The 14,636-nt window shown below is 59.8% G+C and carries 17 protein-coding genes and 1 pseudogene; 5 read left to right on the top strand and 13 right to left on the bottom strand.

Annotation, left to right across the window (positions count from 1 at the left end; translation table 11 throughout):
• Window positions 1-122 precede the first annotated feature (122 nt).
• A pseudogene (locus ACIQ39_RS14475) lies at window positions 123-767 on the bottom strand (FAD-dependent oxidoreductase); the annotation flags it as partial.
• A gap of 106 nt (window positions 768-873) precedes the next feature.
• Between ACIQ39_RS14475 and ACIQ39_RS14470 the strand changes: the two are divergent.
• Entirely contained in the window at window positions 874-1,344 is a 471-nt protein-coding gene (locus ACIQ39_RS14470; protein WP_396435307.1) for a winged helix-turn-helix transcriptional regulator, read from the top strand.
• Window positions 1,345-1,440: 96 nt separating this feature from the next.
• Here the strand turns inward: ACIQ39_RS14470 and ACIQ39_RS14465 are convergent, their stop codons facing one another.
• Window positions 1,441-2,811, bottom strand: coding sequence for a M16 family metallopeptidase (locus tag ACIQ39_RS14465; RefSeq protein ID WP_396435306.1), 1,371 nt, complete (start codon window positions 2,809-2,811; stop codon window positions 1,441-1,443).
• A 45-nt stretch (window positions 2,812-2,856) separates the two neighbouring features.
• Window positions 2,857-4,305, bottom strand: a complete 1,449-nt coding sequence (locus ACIQ39_RS14460; RefSeq protein ID WP_396435305.1) for a M16 family metallopeptidase — start codon at window positions 4,303-4,305, stop codon at window positions 2,857-2,859.
• A 28-nt stretch (window positions 4,306-4,333) separates the two neighbouring features.
• Between ACIQ39_RS14460 and ftsY the strand changes: the two genes are divergently transcribed.
• The 3 genes from ftsY to ACIQ39_RS14445 all read left to right on the top strand — a co-directional run bounded on the left by ftsY (window position 4,334) and on the right by ACIQ39_RS14445 (window position 7,617).
• Window positions 4,334-5,401, top strand: a complete 1,068-nt coding sequence (gene ftsY, locus ACIQ39_RS14455) for a signal recognition particle-docking protein FtsY (RefSeq protein ID WP_396435304.1) — start codon at window positions 4,334-4,336, stop codon at window positions 5,399-5,401.
• Window positions 5,402-5,558: 157 nt separating this feature from the next.
• A complete protein-coding gene (rpoH, locus tag ACIQ39_RS14450) occupies window positions 5,559-6,491 on the top strand; it encodes an RNA polymerase sigma factor RpoH (RefSeq protein WP_396435303.1) in 933 nt (310 codons plus the stop codon).
• Window positions 6,492-6,600: 109 nt separating this feature from the next.
• Window positions 6,601-7,617, top strand: coding sequence for a Bug family tripartite tricarboxylate transporter substrate binding protein (locus ACIQ39_RS14445; protein ID WP_396435302.1), 1,017 nt, complete (start codon window positions 6,601-6,603; stop codon window positions 7,615-7,617).
• 102 nt (window positions 7,618-7,719) lie between these two features.
• On the opposite strand, the gene ACIQ39_RS14440 is transcribed toward ACIQ39_RS14445, so the two are convergent.
• Genes ACIQ39_RS14440 through ACIQ39_RS14420 form a run of 5 tightly spaced genes read right to left on the bottom strand, consistent with a single transcriptional unit; the run spans window position 7,720 to window position 11,775 of the window.
• Window positions 7,720-8,328 carry an SCO family protein gene (locus ACIQ39_RS14440; protein ID WP_396435301.1) on the bottom strand — a complete coding sequence of 203 codons (609 nt, stop codon included), beginning with the start codon at window positions 8,326-8,328 and terminating at the stop codon, window positions 7,720-7,722.
• 10 nt (window positions 8,329-8,338) lie between these two features.
• Entirely contained in the window at window positions 8,339-9,235 is an 897-nt protein-coding gene (cyoE, locus tag ACIQ39_RS14435; RefSeq protein ID WP_396435300.1) for a heme o synthase, read from the bottom strand.
• Window positions 9,232-10,362, bottom strand: a complete 1,131-nt coding sequence (locus tag ACIQ39_RS14430; RefSeq protein ID WP_396435299.1) for a heme A synthase — start codon at window positions 10,360-10,362, stop codon at window positions 9,232-9,234. The genes cyoE and ACIQ39_RS14430 overlap by 4 nt, the downstream gene beginning before the upstream one ends.
• A gap of 2 nt (window positions 10,363-10,364) precedes the next feature.
• Complete coding sequence (locus tag ACIQ39_RS14425) at window positions 10,365-11,078, bottom strand: hypothetical protein (RefSeq protein ID WP_396435298.1); 714 nt, start codon at window positions 11,076-11,078, stop codon at window positions 10,365-10,367.
• The gene (locus ACIQ39_RS14420; RefSeq protein WP_396435297.1) at window positions 11,029-11,775 is read right to left on the bottom strand and encodes an SURF1 family protein; all 747 of its coding nucleotides are present in this window, start codon (window positions 11,773-11,775) and stop codon (window positions 11,029-11,031) included. The genes ACIQ39_RS14425 and ACIQ39_RS14420 overlap by 50 nt, the downstream gene beginning before the upstream one ends.
• 14 nt (window positions 11,776-11,789) lie before the next feature.
• Here ACIQ39_RS14420 and ACIQ39_RS14415 point away from each other — a divergent pair, with 14 nt between their 5' ends.
• Window positions 11,790-12,023 (top strand): twin transmembrane helix small protein, encoded by a 234-nt coding sequence (locus ACIQ39_RS14415; RefSeq protein ID WP_396435296.1) that lies wholly within the window; start codon window positions 11,790-11,792, stop codon window positions 12,021-12,023.
• 67 nt (window positions 12,024-12,090) lie between these two features.
• Here ACIQ39_RS14415 and ACIQ39_RS14410 read toward each other — a convergent pair whose 3' ends face one another.
• The 5 genes from ACIQ39_RS14410 to ACIQ39_RS14390 all read right to left on the bottom strand — a co-directional run.
• Complete coding sequence (locus ACIQ39_RS14410; RefSeq protein WP_396435295.1) at window positions 12,091-12,972, bottom strand: cytochrome c oxidase subunit 3; 882 nt, start codon at window positions 12,970-12,972, stop codon at window positions 12,091-12,093.
• Window positions 12,973-13,013: 41 nt separating this feature from the next.
• Window positions 13,014-13,241: a DUF2970 domain-containing protein gene (locus tag ACIQ39_RS14405; RefSeq protein ID WP_396435294.1), complete on the bottom strand. Its 228-nt coding sequence runs from the start codon at window positions 13,239-13,241 to the stop codon at window positions 13,014-13,016.
• A complete protein-coding gene (locus tag ACIQ39_RS14400; RefSeq protein WP_396435293.1) occupies window positions 13,238-13,876 on the bottom strand; it encodes a cytochrome c oxidase assembly protein in 639 nt (212 codons plus the stop codon). The genes ACIQ39_RS14405 and ACIQ39_RS14400 overlap by 4 nt, the downstream gene beginning before the upstream one ends.
• A gap of 9 nt (window positions 13,877-13,885) precedes the next feature.
• Window positions 13,886-13,996, bottom strand: a complete 111-nt coding sequence (locus ACIQ39_RS14395; protein WP_396435292.1) for a cytochrome oxidase small assembly protein — start codon at window positions 13,994-13,996, stop codon at window positions 13,886-13,888.
• Between the two features lie 12 nt (window positions 13,997-14,008).
• Window positions 14,009-14,636: cbb3-type cytochrome c oxidase subunit I (locus ACIQ39_RS14390; protein ID WP_396435291.1), on the bottom strand; the 628-nt coding region annotated here is incomplete at its 5' end.

The following is a 14,636-nucleotide window of genomic DNA, read 5'->3' as shown; positions in this document are numbered from 1 at the left end:
CTGCTGCAGGCCTGCGGTTTGGGGCAACTTGCTCGGCAATTGCGACAAATCTTTGTCTGCGAACCACTCAAGGCTGGGTCCAAAAACTGGGCGCTGAACTGAAAATGAATTTTTCAGGGACGACTACTGAACAGGTGGCAGTCGCCGGTTTCATCGTCCGGCAAGCGCAGGCCACCGGTCAGACGCGGCAACGCATCGGCCAAGCCGGGCTCCACAGCCGTCAACTGCTCGCGGCTGAGCAACTCAAAAGGCACGCCGCAGCCCTGCAGCACCGCGATGTCCTTTTGCGCAGCATCGAGCTGGGCTTGTGTGCGAAACAGCTGCAAGGTGCCACCCTGGCGCTCTTCGTAGCGCAGGCCGGTGTCGGCACGCAGCTGGCGCAGCACATCGCGGCTGTAATTCGACAGGCGCAGCATGCGCTCTTTGTTGGTGGCGTAGTCAGCGCCGTTGCACTGGCCCAGCATGCTGAGCAACCAGCGCCACTGGAACAGGCTGCCGTCCGGGCGCAGGCTCAAGGGCGCGTGTTTTTGAAACAACCACTTGAGTGCTTTGAGCGGGATGCCGGGGGCCGCCCAAGGGGTGGCGTAACTCGGCGAGATTTGACCGGCGTTGGCAAAGCTGGTCTCCATGGCGGGGCCGCTTTGGCGGTCAATCACCGTGACCTCGGCCCCGGCGCGGGCCAGAAAATAAGCGGTGGTGGTGCCAATGACACCCGAACCCAAAACAAGGACTTTCATGGACTTGACCTGATATTCATGCGATGAAATCGATTCTAAAAATCAATGTCCAGTGAATTTCATTGAAAATATCACTTTCGTCAGTGAAAAATATCCACCATCCCCATCCCCATCCCCATGAAGGCTGCGCAGTGAAATGACCGAACTCGACCGCATCGACCTGAAAATCCTGGACGCCTTGCAGGCCCAAGGCCGCCTGAGCATGACCGAGCTGGCCGAACGGGTGGGCCTGTCGGCCTCGCCCTGCACCGAGCGGGTGCGCCGCATGGAGCGCGAGGGCGTGATCACCGGCTACCACGCGCACCTGCACCCAGCCGCCTTGGGGCGCACGCTGCTGGTGTTTGTGGAAATCCGCCTGTCCAGCAAATCGGACGAGGTGTTTGAGAAAGTGCGCGCCGCCATGCAGGCCCTGCCCGAGGTGATGGAATGCCACTTGGTGTCCGGCAGCTTTGACTACCTGATCAAGGCACGCCTGAAGGGCATGAGCGATTACCGCAGCTTGCTGGGCAAGCTGCTCAAAAACATCCCGGTGCCCGCCGAGTCACACAGTTATGTGGTGATGGAAGAGGTCAAAGAAAGCATGCAGCTGAACTTGAGCCGGGCTTGAGCGGGGTCCCCCATCGCGCCCCAAGCCCAGTCTGTTGAAAAAGTCAGGCCTTGAGCCCCGCTTTTAAAGTGCACACAAGCTGCTCTTGAAGCGCCCTCAAGGGGCAGCGCCCACCACCACCGTGACCATGCGCTCAGGCTGCAGCACACGCGCCATGGCGCGTTGCACATCGGCCGCGCTGACGCGCTCGATCTGCTGCGTCCAGTTGCTCAGGTAGTCCAGCGGCAAACGGTTCCAGGCGATGTTGGCCACGTTGTCCAGCAGCTTGCGGTTGCTGTCGATGCGCAGCGCAAAACCGCCCACCAAATTCGATTGGGCCGCTTGCAGCTCGGCCTCGGTCGGGCCAGCCTGCACAAAGTTGTGCACCACCTCTTGGGCCACGGCCACAGCTTGTGTGGCTTGGTCAGGGCGGGTTTGCAGCCCCACCGTGAAGGCCCCGGCGTGCAGGCCCGGGGCAAAGCCGCTGTACACGCTGTAGCTCAGGCCGCGTTTTTCGCGCACCTGCTCGGTCAGGCGCGAGACAAAACCGCCGCCGCCCAAAATGTGGTTGCCCACCAGCAAGGCAAAAAAGTCGGGGTCGCTGCGAATGTAACCGGGCTGGCCGATCAGCACATGGGCCTGGGCCGAGTCAAAGGGCAGGTTCAGGTTTTGCGCGGCGGCCAAAGGGGCCACTTCGGGCACCGGTGGCAGGCTGGGGCAGCCCGACTCGCGGGGCCACTGCGCCAACAGGCGCTGCACCAAGGCGTCGGCCTGAGCCCGGGTCAGCGCGCCCACCACGCTCACGGTGGCGCGGCAGGCCCGCAGGCTCTGTGTGTGCAGCTGTTGCAGGTCTGGCACGCCGATCCGTGCCAGGGTTTCGGGCGTGGCACGTTGGCCATACGGGTGGGCACCGTACACGGCTTGGGCAAAATGCTGCTGCACCACGGTGCCGGGTTTGGTCAGGGCTTCGCGCATGGACGCGCTGATGCGCTCCCGGTCGCGCAACCACATGGCCTCGGGGAAAGCCGGGTGCGCCATTTGCCGCGCGGCCAAGGCCACGGCTTGGTCCAGCAAGTCGGGGTAGCTCAGGCTGCGCAGACCAAAGCTCATGCGGTCACCGCCTGCACTGCCGCCAAAACTGGCACCCAAGTCGGCCCAGGCTTCACCGATCTGGTTTTCATCCATGGCTTGGGGGTAGGGGCCTTGTCCTTGCGGCTCAGCGCGGGTGCCATTGGCCATTTGCCCCGCCATGACCGAGGCCAGGCCGGCCTGCGCCACCGGGTCGCGTCGGCTGCCCGCGTCGATGTCGATTTGCACATCGACCATGGGGATGGCGTGGCTCTCCACCAAAAACACGCGCGCGCCGCTGGGCTGGGTCCAGTGTTGAATGGGCAAAGCAGCCTGCGCCCAGCTGGCGGCGGCCCAACAGACCAAAGCGAGGGTCGGTCGCCGCCAAGCCTGGGCGTTCAAAGAAGTTAGGAGGGACATGGGGTGTTGGACTTTCATGGCAAGGCGCTGGAATGGCCAAGCGCTTTAATGGCGGGCACCGGGCAGGGCGCGACGCGCACGGGGCTGGCCCGACAAGGGCTGTGGACGCAGAGTGGCCACCGTGAGGCTGTCATCGCCAAAGTACTTTTGCGCCACGGCCTGCACTTGGCTTGGCGTGACTTGGCGCAAGAGGGCGATCAGCTGCGCACTGTAATCCGGCGGCATGCCCAAGGTCCAAGCGATGCCCAACTCGCGCGCTTGGTTGAAAACCGAGTCAAGCTTGTAAATTTCGCTGGCCACCCATTGGGTTTTGACGCGCTGCAGCTCGGCATCGTTGACGCCTTCGCTGGCCACGCGCTGCACCTGTGCGCGCAAGGCGGCTTCCAGCGCTTCTGGGCTTTGGCCTTTGGCAGGCACGCCTTCGAGGTAAAAGAACTGCGGGCCCCGGCCCATGAGGCCGTTGTAGGCCCCCACGCTGTCGGCCAAGCGGTTCTCGCCCTGCGTCAGGGCGCGGTCCAGACGCGCGCCGCTGTAACCATCGAGCACGGCAACCAACACCGTCAAAGCCAGGGCGTCATCGTGCTCGGGCGAGGCCGCCATGCTGGCCAGGCGCGGCACTTTGAAGGCCAGCGCCACATACGACTGCTCTGCCGGGGCCTTGAACTCCAAGCGGCGCAGGCCTTGCTGGGCGGGCTCGTCTCGGGGTTTGCGCTCAGGCACGGCGCGGGTCGGGATGCTGCCGTAATACCGGTCGGCCAGCGCCTTGACCTGCAGCGGGTCCACATCGCCCGCCACCACCACCACCGCGTTGGCCGGGGTGTACCACTTGCGGTAAAAATCGCGGGCGTCTTGCGCGGTCATGGCCTCCAGGTCGCTCATCCAGCCCACGATGGGGCGGCGGTAGGGCGAGGCCAGCAAGGCGGTGGCCGAGAGCTTTTCGTGCAACTGGGCACGCGGGTTGTCGTCGGTGCGCAGGCGGCGCTCTTCCTTCACCACCTCCAGCTCCTTGGCGAATTCGGCATCGGGCCACTGGTTGTTGGCAAAGCGGTCCGACTCCAGGCGCATCACGGCTTCGAGCTGGCCCGAGGGGATTTGCTGGAAGTAACCGGTGTAGTCCTTGGCGGTGAAGGCATTTTCACGCCCACCCAAGGCCGCCACGCGGCGCGAGAACTCGCCCGGTGCCAAGGAGGGCGTGCCTTTGAACAGCATGTGCTCCAGCACATGGGCCACGCCGCTGGTGCCGTCCACCTCGTCCATGGAGCCCACGCGCAACCACACCATGTGCACCGCCGTGGGCGCGCGGCGGTCAGGTTTGACCCACAGCGCCATGCCGTTGGCCAAGGTGAAGGTGTGCACCTGGGCTGCGCTGGCCGCTGGGGCCTGGCCTGCGGGTGGTGCGCCCGCTTGGCCTTGCGGTACCTGCGCCGTGGCGCTCAAACTGCCGACCACCAAGGCGCTTGCCAGAGAAAGTCCAAAGAAAAAGTTCGGTTTCATAGAATGCATGATCCTTCAAATGCAAGCCATGTTCAGTTTCTTCAAAAAAAAATCCCCCCCGGTCGAGGTGCAATCACCTCCCGTGCCTCCCGTGTCGCCTGCGCTGCCTGTGGCACAGCCTGTGGCCGCAACGCCCGCACCCGCGCCCACGTCCGCACCAGTTCCCGCGCAGCCTGAAACCGCGCCCGCCCCGGCCGCCCGCCAAGGCTGGCTGGACCGCCTGACAGCGGGCCTGCGCAAAACCGGCTCCAGCATCACCACCGTTTTCACTGGCACGCGCATCGACGAAGCGCTTTACGAAGAGTTGGAAACCGCACTGCTGATGGCCGACACCGGTGTGAAAGCCACCGAGCATTTGCTGCAAGACCTCAAGCGCCGGGTGAAGGACAGCAAGGCCACCGAGCCCGCACAGGTCAAAAACTTGCTGGCCGATGCCCTCACCGATTTGCTGCGCCCTCTGCAAAAACCCTTGGTCATTGGCGACCACCAGCCCACCGTGATCATGGTGGCGGGTGTCAACGGGGCAGGCAAAACCACCTCGATTGGCAAACTGACCCAACATTTGGCCGGCGAGGGCCTGAGCGTGCTGCTGGCCGCTGCCGACACCTTCCGCGCCGCCGCCAAAGAGCAGCTGGCCGTTTGGGCCGACCGCAACCAGGTCGAGATCGTCAGCCAACAAGGCGGGGACCCGGCTGCCGTGAGCTTTGACGCGGTCAGCGCAGGCCGCGCGCGGGGCCGCGACGTGGTGCTGGTGGACACGGCAGGCCGCCTGCCCACCCAGTTGCACCTGATGGAAGAGCTGAAAAAGATCAAGCGCGTGGTGCAAAAAGCCGACGCCAGCGCACCACACGAGGTGCTGTTGGTGATCGACGGCAACACCGGGCAAAACGCCTTGGCCCAGGTCAGGGCTTTTGACGCCACCTTGGGCCTGACGGGCCTAATCGTGACCAAGCTGGACGGCACGGCCAAGGGCGGGGTGCTGTGCGCGATTGCCCGCGAAAAGCCAATTCCGGTCTATTTCATCGGCGTGGGCGAGAAGCTGGAAGACCTGGAAACCTTCAACGCCCGCGAGTTCGCGCAAGCGCTTTTGTCCTGAAGCGTCCTTCAGCGCACCGACACCGGCCAGCGCGGCCTTCAAAATTGCCCCAAGTTGGTTCAAACCAGCGCAAGCCCAAGCCCAGCCACTTGGTCTTGAATTTAGCACTCATCCCCAGAGAGTGCTAACATCTGTGTATTCTGAAAGGAGTTCTGGTATGAACATTCAAACTGGTTCGCCCACCTCAGCGGTCACGCTGAGCAACCCGTGGTCGGTGGTCCCCTCGCTCGGGCATCTGGACGCCTACATCTCTGCGGTCAACCGCATGCCCATGCTCACCCTCGAGCAAGAACAAGAGGCCGCCCGCCAACTCAGGGCCAACGACGACCTGGAAGCGGCCCGCAAACTGGTGCTGTCGCACTTGCGTTTGGTGGTCTCGGTGTCACGCCAATATTTGGGTTATGGCCTGCCGCATGGCGACCTGATCCAAGAAGGCAACGTCGGCCTGATGAAAGCCGTCAAGCGCTTTGACCCGGATCAAGGTGTGCGCCTGGTCAGCTACGCGCTGCATTGGATCAAGGCTGAGATCCATGAGTACATCTTGAAAAATTGGCGCATGGTCAAAGTGGCCACCACCAAGGCCCAGCGCAAGCTGTTTTTCAACCTGCGCTCGATGAAACAAGGCTACAAGGCGGATGCCGACGAAGGCACCCACCGCGACACCCTGACCCCCGCCCAAGTGGACGCGATGGCGCACAGCCTGAAGGTCAAACGGGAGGAAGTGCGCGAGATGGAGATGCGCATGTCCGGTGGCGATGTGCTGCTGGACCCAGCCCCTTCAGACGACGGCGAACAAGCCTTTGGTCCGATTGCCTTCTTGGCCGATGTGAACCACGAGCCCACCGCCATGATCGAAGCCCACCAGCGTGACGTGATGGCCAGCGATGGCCTGGCCAACGCCTTGAACGTGCTGGATGCGCGCAGCCGCCGCATCGTGGAAGAGCGCTGGCTCAAGGTCAAGGACAACGGCTCGGGCGGCATGACGCTGCACGACCTGGCCGACGTGTACGGCGTGAGCGCCGAGCGCATCCGCCAGATCGAAGTGGAGGCCATGAAGAAAATGAAAAAGGTGTTGCTCGAGTTCGCTTGACCACAGGCCTTGAGGCCCAGCTTGGATTCTGATACCCGGTTTTGTCCGGGTATTTTTTTAGCCCACGAGGCGTTAAAGTCACAGCAGTTTTGTTTCGAAAGAACCCACCATGTCCATTCGCACCTCTCTTGGTTTTTCTCGTCGCCATTTGGCCCAAGCGGTGGGCGCGGCTTTGGCTTTGGGACTGACGCCTTCCTGGAGCGCCGCATCGACCGATCCATGGCCCACGCAAACCCTGCGCTTGGTGGTCGGTTTTCCGGCCGGCTCGAGCCCCGACCTGACGGCCCGCGCTTTGGCAGAGCCCTTGGCCAAGGCCTTGGGACAAAACGTCATTGTGGAAAACAAGGTGGGGGCGGGCGGCAACATTGCCGCCGACTTCGTGGCCAAGGCCACCGACGGCCACACTTTGGGCCTGATGATCAACGGCAACATGACGATTGCCCGCATCCTGAACCCCAAGGTGCCCTATGACCCCCTCAAAGACCTCACCCCCATCAGCCTGATCGGCAAGGCACCCTTGGTGCTGACCGTGCCCGCTTCAGAGCCAGGGGCAGCACCCGGTCAAACTGCAGCCGAGTGGTTGAGCCAAGCCCGAAAAGCAGGCGACAAGCTCAGTTACGCCTCCCCGGGCGTGGGCACGGTGGCGCACCTGGGCATGGAGCTGCTCAAAACCAAAGCCGGCATCGCCCCCGTGCATGTGCCCTACCCCGGTAACCCGCAAATCATCACGGCCATGTTGGGCGGTCAGGTGCAGCTGGCCTTGCTGCCGCCGGCCATGTCGGCCGCCCAGGTGCGCGGCGGCAAGCTGCGCGCCATCGGCACTTCGAGCAGCGGGCGCAGCCCCGTGGCCCCCGAAGTGCCCAGCCTGGCCGAAATCGGGGTGCAGGATTACCAACTGGAGATTTGGAATGCGGTGACCGCTCCGGCTTCGATGCCAGCGGCTGTGGCCAGCCGGCTGTCGGCCGTGCTCAGCGAGATCGTGCGCGCGCCCGAGATGCGTGCGCGTTTGTTCCAGCAAGGCTGGCAGGTGGTGGGCTCTTCGCCCGAGGGCTTGCGCAACCGCATTCAGGCCGATACCCAATCTTTGGGGGCGATCATCCGCAGCCAGAAGATCGAAACCAACTGAGCTGCAGACAAGGCGATGGCCGCTGAAAGTCTGGTTTGACCCAGCCGATGCACCAGGCGGTTTTGTTTTTGGCAGCTGAGGGCTGCGCGCCCGCATGGTTTGTTATTTGCCGGACAGCAAAATCTTCACGTCGTCCGCAAGTGCTTGGGCGCCGGTGGCGTGTCGGTTGTACAAGCGGATGCGGCCTTGTGGGTCAAACATGAAACTGCCCGCCGAGTGGTCCATGGTGTAGCTGGTCGGGGTTTTGCCATCGACCTTTTTGTAGTAAATCTTGAAGTCTTTGGCCACTTGAGGCAGCTCTTGCAGGCTGGGGCGCAAGGCCACAAAGTCGGTGCCAAAGTTGGCCACATAGGCTTTGAGCAGCTCGGCCGTATCGCGCTCGGGGTCGATGGTGATGAACACGCCGCGCAGCTTGGCCCCATCGGCACCCAGCAGTTGCTTGGCCTGTGCAATTTCTTGCAGCGCGGTCGGGCAAACATCGGGGCATTGGGTGAAACCAAAAAACACCACCACCGCTTGGCCCTTGAAGTCTTTCAAGGTGCGCACTTGGCCATCTTGATCGCTCAGGGTCCAGCCCTGTGCGTAGTTGGCACCCGTGATGTCTACACCGCGAAAAGCAGCTTTGTCATCGCCGCAGCCACTCAAAAACCCTGCAGCACTGAGCAGAACCAAGACCCAAGCCGTTTTCAAAATGCCTTTGCGCTGCAACATGGTGCTTGTCTCAAAAAAGGTAGTGGTCCAACAACAAAGCCGCAAACAAAGCGCTCAGATGGTAGAGAGAAAAGCGAAAAGTTTTGCGCGCCAACTCGTCCGAGTATTCGCGGTAAAGCGCCACCGCGTAGCCGATGAAACCGAGACTGAGCAGCACCGCTACGGCCAAGTACAACCACGAACTCATGCCGTACACAAATGGCATCAGGCACGCTGCCATCAGCACAATGGTGTAGAGCAAAATTTGCAAGCGCGTGAATTCATTGCCATGGGTGACGGGCAGCATGGGCAGACCCGATTGACGGTAGTCCTCGACCCGGTAAAGTGCCAGCGCCCAAAAATGCGGTGGTGTCCACAGAAAAATAATCAAAAACAAAATCAGCGCTTCTGGACTCACTTGACCGGTCATGGCAGCCCAGCCCAACACCGGTGGCATGGCACCGCTGGCCCCGCCGATGACAATGTTTTGCGGTGTCAGTGGCTTCAAAATCACGGTGTACACCACCGCATAGCCCACAAAGGTGGCAAATGTCAGCCACATGGTCAAGGGGTTGACCAGCAGGTAAAGCACCGCCGATCCGAGCGCACACAAAACCGCCGAGAACAGCAAGGCTTGACGGTCACTCAGCTCGCCTTTGGCAGTGGGCCGCCAAGCGGTGCGCTTCATTTTGGCGTCGATGGTTTTTTCAACCAAACAATTGAACGCCGCCGCTGCCCCCGCCACCAACCAAATGCCCAAGCAAGCCCACAGGCCCAGTTGCAATTGGGCTCCACTGGGCACGCCGGGCACCGCCAAGACCATGCCGATCAAGGCGCAAAAAACGATCAACTGCACCACGCGCGGTTTGGTCAGTGCGTAGTATTGTTGCCAAGCGGTCAGGGGCAAGCGGGCGGTGGCTACAGTCATTCAGCAGGCTTTGTGGTCATGGAGTGAAGCCCCGAATTATCCGCCCGACTGATGCACAGCGCCCAGGTCAGTGTCAAAACCATGGCGGCCGCCCCGCCCGTGTGCAGCACGGCAGCCAGCAATGGCCACCCCAGCACCACATTGCTCAGCCCGGTGATGAACTGCAAAGCACTCAAGCCCAACAAACAACGCCCTGCCGGAGCCAAGCCCGGCTGGTGGCGCAAACGCCAGCCCAACCACACCAACACAGCCAGCACCAGCACAGCTGCTGCGCGGTGCACATAATGGATTGAAACCAGTGCCGCAAAAGGCAACAGCTGACCATCGGGTGTGTAGCCCAGTTCCCGCCAAACACTGAAGCCTTGCCAATTCATTTCGGGCACCCACTGGCCGTGGCAGGTAGGGAAATCTGGGCACGCCAGCACAGCGTAATTGGTGCTGACCCACCCCCCCAAGCCCAGTTGCAGCCAGAGCAAAACAAAACCCAGCCACAAACCCGTGCGCAAAACGCTCGGCACAGGCCGACTGCCTGCACCGTCGTAGCGCACCGCCTGCGCCATCAGCAGTGCCAACAAGCCCACCCCAAACATCAAGTGCAAGCTCACAATGGCCGGGAACAGTTTCATGGTCACTGTGAGCGCACCAAATGCGCCTTGCAGACACACCCACACCAGCGTCAGGCTGGGCAACCAGGCACTGAGCTCACGGTTTTGGCGACGCAACCACCACGTCAAGCCAGCCAAGGTCAATATCAAAACACCGACCCCGGTGGCGAGGTAGCGGTGCACCATTTCGATCCAGGCTTTGCCCTTGGTCACAGGACCGGTGGGCATGGCTGTTTCGGCCGCTTTGATTTCAGCTTTGGCCCCTATGGGTGTGGCACTGCCGTAGCAACCCGGCCAATCGGGGCAACCCAAGCCAGAGTCGGTCAGTCGGGTGAATGCACCAAACAGCACCAAATCAAAGGTCAAGAACAAGGTGATCAAGGTCAGCGCTTTGAGTTGCCTCGTGGGCGAAGCATGGCGCTGGTGCCACCACCACCATGCCAAAGGCAAGGCAGCGACCAGCAAGCCTACCCCCATCAGGTCAAACAGGGGTGCTAAGTTGTACAGCTCGACTTCGGTCATGCTCAGCGTCCCGCCTGGTCCCAGGACGAGGAAGCCTTGAGCAAACGGCCCAAATCACGCTTGGCCTTGCTGGCCCCTTCAACGCCCATGTTGGCTGGAAATCGCATCATGAAGTTGCCCATGGGGTCGACCACATACAAGTGGTCTTCCAGTTTTTGACCAGCCCCTGGGCTGATCCAGCTTTGCACCACCTCACTGGGCATTTGCAGCGCAGTCACTTGGTGCATCAAGGGCTGGAGCTTGGGGTCCAGCGGCGCTTGGTCGGTCACCAACCATACGCGCTCAATGCGGTCTTTGTCACGGCCCAAGACCTCGCGCAGCTGGCGTGAGAAATAAAGATTTTGTTGACACCGCTCTGCACAAGCCCCCGGCGACACGTTCACCAACAACCATTGACCGCGCAAGTTGTCCAAGTCCACGCTTTGACCCTTGATGTCCGACACCGTCAACTTGGGCATGTCTTTTTGCGGGTCGATCAGTTCACCATAGACACTGCGCCCCTCGGGTCGCAGCACGTAGTAAGTGAAGTAAGACGCGATGACGGGTGATGCGCACACCAGCATCAAGGCCAGCATTTTCCAGCGCCCCGTCCGGGTGCGTTGCGCATCGGCTTTGACCACCTCGACAGGCAAAGGCATGTCATGAACCGTCATGGCCAATGGGTGATCAGCGCGGGCTTTTTGTTCGGCGAACTTGGACAATTTGGAACCAGACATAAAGTAGAACGATCAGGCCGCTGAGGCCAAACCATTGAAAAGCGTAGCCATGGTGTTTGTCAACGCCGCTGGCAGCCATTGGCCATTCACGCAGCAAACCATCCGAGGCCGCACCCGACTGCAACATGGACACTTCAAGCAAGTCCAAACCCGTCTCGTTTTTGAACCCGCTGAGGTCGATATTTTGCCGGATGAGGCCTTTTTCTAGACCACCGAAATCGTAGAGCCTTGATGGCCATGGGGCTAAATGTCCTGACACAGTCACCTGCCCCAGTGGGGTCTTGATTTCTGGCAAAGCGGTGCGCTCCGTGAACGAGCGCTGAACCCAGCCCCGTTGCACCAACAACACCTGTTGGGAGCCCTTTAAGCGCATGGGCGTCAGCACAAAAAACCCGGGCTTGGCATTCATTTGGCGGTTGTCTAAAAAGACCGTGTGCTCGGGCAGCCATTGCCCTGTGAGCAGCAAGCGCCGGTGCATCCACTCACCGCGCTGGCTTGCCGAATGCTCGCCCTCCAACTGTAGCGCCCGTTCGTCCAACACTTCTTTGGCAGATTGCTGCTGGCGTGCCGATTGAAGCTTGATCTTTTCTTCAGCCCGGTCCAATTGCCACAAACCCAATGAACTGGTCACGCCCGTACCGAACAAGGCCATGCCCAGCACAAACCATCTTTGCCAGCTTGGGGTTTTATCGGTCATTGGATAATGCACTCATGAAAATATTGGTTGCTGTCGCATTCGCTGCCATCTTGGCAAGTCTTGTTTGGGCTTTGTTGCACATGATGCGGGGCAAAGCACCATCGCCCGATGGTCAAGCACCGCCCAAGGGCAGCATGGCCACCGCCTTGGCTTTGCGTGTGGGTTTGTCGATTGTCCTGTTTGTGTGCGTGTTGATTGCTTGGAAATTGGGCTGGATACAACCCACCGGAATTCCACCCGGCACCTGAGCCATTGATTTTCGCTGCACCAGCAAAAAAGCGCCCGTGGGCGCTTTTTTTGTTGGCAGACAAAGGCTCACATCCAGTACACCAAGATGTACAGACCCAACCAAACAACATCCACAAAATGCCAATACCAAGCGGCACCTTCAAAACCGAAGTGGCGGTCTTTGGTGAAATGGCCTTTTTGCAAGCGCAAGGTGATGAACAACAGCATCAACATGCCAACGAACACATGGAAACCGTGAAAACCAGTCAGCATGTAGAAGGTGGAGCCATAAATGCCAGATGACAACTTGAGGTTCAAGTCATTCCAAGCGTGGGCATATTCGTAGCCTTGTACACACAAGAACACCACGCCCAAGAGCACCGTCATCCACATGAACATGATGGTTTTGCTGCGGTTGCCCACTTGCAAAGCATGGTGCGCAATCGTCAAAGTAACGCCCGAAGTCAACAACAAGGCTGTGTTGATGGTGGGCAACCAAAAAGGACCCATGGTCTGGAAGGGCTCGACAAAGCCGGCTGGCGAAGTGGTGGCACCGGCCACCACGCTGGGCCAAGCCGCCTTGAATTCGGGCCACAGCAAAGCATTCTCCAAACTGCCCAAAGTGGGAATAGAGTGTGAGCGCGCCCACCACAAGGCGGTGAAAAAGGCACCGAAGAACATCACCTCAGAAAAGATGAACCAGGTCATGCTCCAGCGGTAAGACAAATCGATTTTGCGACCGTAAAGACCCGATTCGCTTTCGTGCACGGCTTCAGAAAACCACTGGTACAAAACGATCAACCACCAAGCAATGCCAAAAAAAAGGCTGTACATGCCCCATTCGTTGCCGTTGATCCATTGTCCGGCACCCAAGATGACGAAAAACAAACCCACAGCCGACATGAAAGGGTGTCGCGATTGGTGGGGAACAAAATAGTAGGGCGTGCTGCCGTGCGATGCTGAACTCATGGAAACTCCTGCTCTGTCTACGTTCTAAATCTGATGGAGGGTCACAGCCCCAAAGGCTGAACCACGATCCAATTGACCAAGGCAATCAGCCCCAGCACAAACAACAATGCGGCCGCAATGGCCACGCCAATGATGCCAAAAGGGTTGAGCTTTTCGCCGTCTTGTTGGCTTTCGGTGTTTTTGCGCAAACCCACAAAAGACCACAGCACAGCCTGGACCGTGCGCAAGCAACTGCTTTGAACCGGTTTGTCAGCATGGGGCAGGCTCATGACCCCGATCCTGGCTGTGCAAGCGCAGGCACTGCTGCCGCCAATGGTGCCGCCAATGGTGCCGTGGGTGCAGCCGGGGTCTTGCCACCGACTTCAAAAAATGTGTACGACAAGGTGATCGTGGTGACGTCTTTGGAGAGTTTGGGGTCGATCACAAAGGCCACGGGCCACGACTTTTTTTCACCCGGCTGCAAAGCGTACTCGTTGAAACAAAAACACTCGAGCTTATTGAAGTGGCTGGCCGCTTGTTTGGGCGCATAGCTGGGAATGGCTTGCGCAGCCATGGGCCTGTTTTGTATGTTTTGAAACTCGTACATCACGGTGCTGAGTTCACCCGGATGGACCTGCATGCTGCGAACTTCGGGCTTGAAATCCCAAGGACCACGCACATTGGCATCAAACTCCACCGTGATCGTGCGCGATGTGTCGACTTGGCTGTTGCGCAAGACCTCTGCCGCTTTGCCCGATTTGGCACTGCCCGGCACTTGCGTCTCAGACAGGGACAAAATATTGATGCCCGTGATGTCACAAATGGCCCTGTAAATGGGTACCAGTGCGTAGCCAAAAGCGAACATGCCAAGGGTGACAATCGCCAGTTTTCCAACCATTTTCAGGTTTTCACCACGCAGGTTCATCAAGCTCTTTCAGGGTATGAGGATCAAATACTTGGCCACAAAACCGAGCATCACAGCCAGCGCCACCGAGGCCAATATCAGGCCCAGGCGCAGATTGCTTTTTCTTTGTTCTGGGGTCATGGCCATATCCGCTTAACCAATCACACGGGTGGCAGTGGCGTCCAACTTGGGCGGGTTCTCAAAGGTGTGGAACGGGGCGGGTGAGGGCACTTCCCATTCCAAGCCTTCGCCACCTTCCCAGGGCTTTTGGCTGGCTTTCTCACCTTTGCCCATCATGCCGGGAAGCACAATGAACAAGAAGAAATAAACCTGCGCAAAGCCAAAGAAGAAACCACCAACTGAAGCAATCATGTTGAAGTCGGTGAACTGCATGGGGTAGTCGGCGTAGCGGCGGGGCATACCGGCCAGACCCAAAAAGTGCATCGGGAAAAAGGTGAAGTTGAACGAGATCAAGGACCACCAAAAGTGGATCTTGCCGCGCGTTTCGTTGTACATCACACCGGTCCACTTGGGTGCCCAGTAGTAAAAGCCCGCGAACAGCGCAAACAAAGAACCTGCCACCAACACGTAGTGGAAGTGGGCCACCACGTAGTAGGTGTCTTGTAACTGGATGTCAATCGGCGCTATCGCCAACATCAAACCGGTGAAACCGCCCATGGTGAACACAAAGATGAAACCAATGGCGAAAAGCATCGGTGTCTCAAAGGTCATGGAGCCACGCCACATGGTGGCGATCCAGTTGAAAATCTTGACTGCTGTA

This window comes from Limnohabitans sp. (assembly GCF_044361645.1).
GTDB lineage: Bacteria > Pseudomonadota > Gammaproteobacteria > Burkholderiales > Burkholderiaceae_C > Limnohabitans_A.
Note: the sequence above shows the minus strand (reverse complement) of the source record. Positions and strands in the feature narration are given on the sequence as shown.